This window comes from Syntrophales bacterium (assembly GCA_030655775.1).
GTDB lineage: Bacteria > Desulfobacterota > Syntrophia > Syntrophales > JADFWA01 > JAUSPI01.
Genome location: JAUSPI010000196.1, coordinates 1 through 2666, shown reverse-complemented (window position 1 = coordinate 2666; position 2666 = coordinate 1). Strand labels below are relative to the sequence as shown.

Annotated in this window: 3 protein-coding genes; all 3 read left to right on the top strand. The window is 42.0% G+C overall.

Annotated features, from left to right (window positions below):
- Positions 1-205 precede the first annotated feature (205 nt).
- The 3 genes from dut to Q7J27_10650 all read left to right on the top strand — a co-directional run bounded on the left by dut (position 206) and on the right by Q7J27_10650 (position 2387).
- Entirely contained in the window at positions 206-652 is a 447-nt protein-coding gene (dut, locus tag Q7J27_10660; protein ID MDO9529605.1) for a dUTP diphosphatase, read from the top strand.
- A gap of 115 nt (positions 653-767) precedes the next feature.
- On the top strand, positions 768-1952 hold the full coding sequence (locus Q7J27_10655; protein ID MDO9529604.1) for a homocysteine biosynthesis protein: 1185 nt from the start codon (positions 768-770) through the stop codon (positions 1950-1952).
- A gap of 168 nt (positions 1953-2120) precedes the next feature.
- Positions 2121-2387, top strand: a complete 267-nt coding sequence (locus Q7J27_10650) for a septum formation initiator family protein (protein ID MDO9529603.1) — start codon at positions 2121-2123, stop codon at positions 2385-2387.
- Positions 2388-2666 lie beyond the last annotated feature (279 nt).

Below are 2666 nucleotides of genomic sequence, written 5' to 3'. Positions count from 1 at the left end.
AAGTGAGCTAAAGTGACTAAAGTTAAAAAATGCGCTTTCAGCGCAGCCTGTTTCGAATTTGACCGCGCCGAAGGCGTGTACATTAACTTTAGCTCACTTTAGGCACTTCAAACTTTAGGCACTTTTGGGGTTGCGGCTTTGTCGCCGCAGATTGCAGGTTGGGTTGAGGAACGAAATCCAACAGTATAGGCTGGTTGGTTTGGGTATGGAGGAAATAAGAGTATCCATTGAAAGATTGGACAGCGGCAAAGATATTCCACTCCCCCGTTACATGACCGAGGGCTCAGCAGGAATGGATATTTTCGCAGCAGTAGAGAAAGAAGAGTTTATTCTTCCCGGAGAGAGAAAGATTATCCCAACCGGTATTGCAATTGCGCTTCCGGAGGGGTACGAAGCACAGATCAGACCACGGAGTGGTCTTGCCATAAGAAATGGCATAACGTTGATAAATTCCCCTGGTACTATAGATATGGATTATCGCGGGGAAATTAAGATAATTATGATAAATCACGGAAAAAAACTATTTGTAGTAACGAGGGGTGATCGAATTGCGCAAATGGTCATACATCGTGTCTGCAGGGTGACGTGGAATTTAAAGAAGAAGTTGGATGAAACCTTGAGAGGTGAGGGAGGATTTGGGCATACGGGGTGAAAAGAGTTCAGAGTTCTGAGTTCAGTGTTTAGGGTTTAAAAAAACATGTATAGACTTCAAACTTTGAACTTTGAACTCAGAACTCAGAACTTTAACCAATGAAGGTCGTGGATTGATGAAAAAATTCAAGGTCAATAAGACATACAAAGAAATTAACGAAAAGATAAAAAAAGGCAAAGCCGTGGTGGTTACAGCCGAAGAAATTATAGATATCGTGGAAAAAAATGGGGAGCTGGAAGCAGCAAGGAAGGTAGACGTTGTCACCACAGGAACTTTCAGTCCCATGTGTTCATCCGGCGCCTTTATTAACTTTGGCCACACATCTCCGAGGATAAGGGCTTCGAAAGTATGGCTTAATGATGTATCAGCTTATGGAGGTATTGCGGCTGTAGATTGTTATATTGGTGCAACAGAAGTAGCAGAAGGCGATCCTCTAAATAGCGTTTATCCTGGTGAATTTAATTATGGTGGTGGACACGTCATCGAGGATCTGGTTGCAGGCAATGTGATAAGATTACGCCTTGAGGGTTATGGAACCGATTGTTATCCAGCCCGGAGATATGAAAAGAATATAACAATTAACGACTTGCATGATGCCTTTCTGTTCAATCCCAGAAATGCTTATCAGAACTACAATTGTGCTGTAAACATGTCTGACAAGACTATCTATACCTATATGGGTGTGCTTAGACCCCGTATGGCTAATGCAAATTACGCCACGTCCCGGCAGTTAAGCCCCCTGTTCAATGACCCGTATTACAAAACTATTGGTATCGGTACAAGAATTTTTTTAGGAGGTGCTCAGGGTTATGTAGCCTGGCATGGAACCCAGCACAACTCCTCTGTTCCAAGAGGTGAGAATGGAGTTCCAAAGCAAGGGGCGGGAACCGTTGCGACCATCGGAAATCTGAAAGAGATGAAACCCGAATGGCTTGTCGGGGCAAGTATGTTAGGCTATGGGGTTTCACTCTATGTTGGTATTGGTATCCCGATACCAATACTCAATGAGGAAATGGTACGTTATACGGCCGTAAGGGATGAGGATATTTATACTCAAGTTTATGATTACAGTATGGATTATCCGAATGGGACACTAAAAAGCCTTGGTGAAGTGAGCTACAAAGAATTGAAAAGTGGTTCGATAAACCTTAATGGAACGAAAATAGCTACAGCTCCCCTGTCAAGTTACTACAAAGCAAGAGAAATTTCGAATGTTCTGAAGGAGTGGATTAAGAGGGGAGATTTTCTCTTAGGTAAACCTCAACAACTCCTCCCATCAAATGACAGATCCTATCTGTGAATTGAACCTTTCTACCTGTTGAACTTTCTGCAAAAGCGTTAAATCTCATATTTTAAACAGAAAACTTGAAAAACTTTTAATATTGCATAATTAAAATATGTGTAATATAATCCATTGATAAAAAGGGTGTTTTTAGTTTTCCGCTTTATAATAAGGATGTTTCTCGTAATGAAAGTTGGCAGATATTTAATAATATTTCTTTTACTAATGGGGCTTCTGATCACCTTTGGAGACAAAGGCTTTGTGGACAACTACATGATCAAAGAGAAGCTGGCAGCTATAAGGAAAACAAATGAGCAAATGACCCATAAAAACGAAGAATTAGAGAAAAAAATAGTGTTGCTGAGAAATAATCTGCAGTACATAGAAATGGTAGCAAGAAGTGAGATCGGGATGGTTAAGAAGGGAGACATTATCTATAGATTTAATGATTAAGTTCAAGTAGTGTCGTGTCAATCAAAAAATGTCATTTCAACCGCAGGGCCTGCCCTGGCACGACATCTTTGGGTGATTCCGCTGTCCATGCAAGCCAGGTCTGGGCCAGGGAGAAATCTAAGATTTCTCAGTCGTGAAGACTCCTTCGAAATGACAGAGTATCGTTGACACGACACTACCATACGCCAGCGCCCGGCACACCGGGATTAGGGCGCGATCATGCGCGCTGACCGACACAATATCTCAGGAGTATTGCCTGACTCAGGAGTATTGCCATGG

What these genes read in the sequence shown, in the direction of transcription:
- dut (MDO9529605.1), top strand. Translation starts at nt 206, where the DNA reads ATGGAGGAAATAAGAGTATCCATTGAAAGATTGGACAGCGGCAAAGAT.
- Q7J27_10650 (MDO9529603.1), top strand. Translation starts at nt 2,121, where the DNA reads ATGAAAGTTGGCAGATATTTAATAATATTTCTTTTACTAATGGGGCTT.
- Q7J27_10655 (MDO9529604.1), top strand. Translation starts at nt 768, where the DNA reads ATGAAAAAATTCAAGGTCAATAAGACATACAAAGAAATTAACGAAAAG.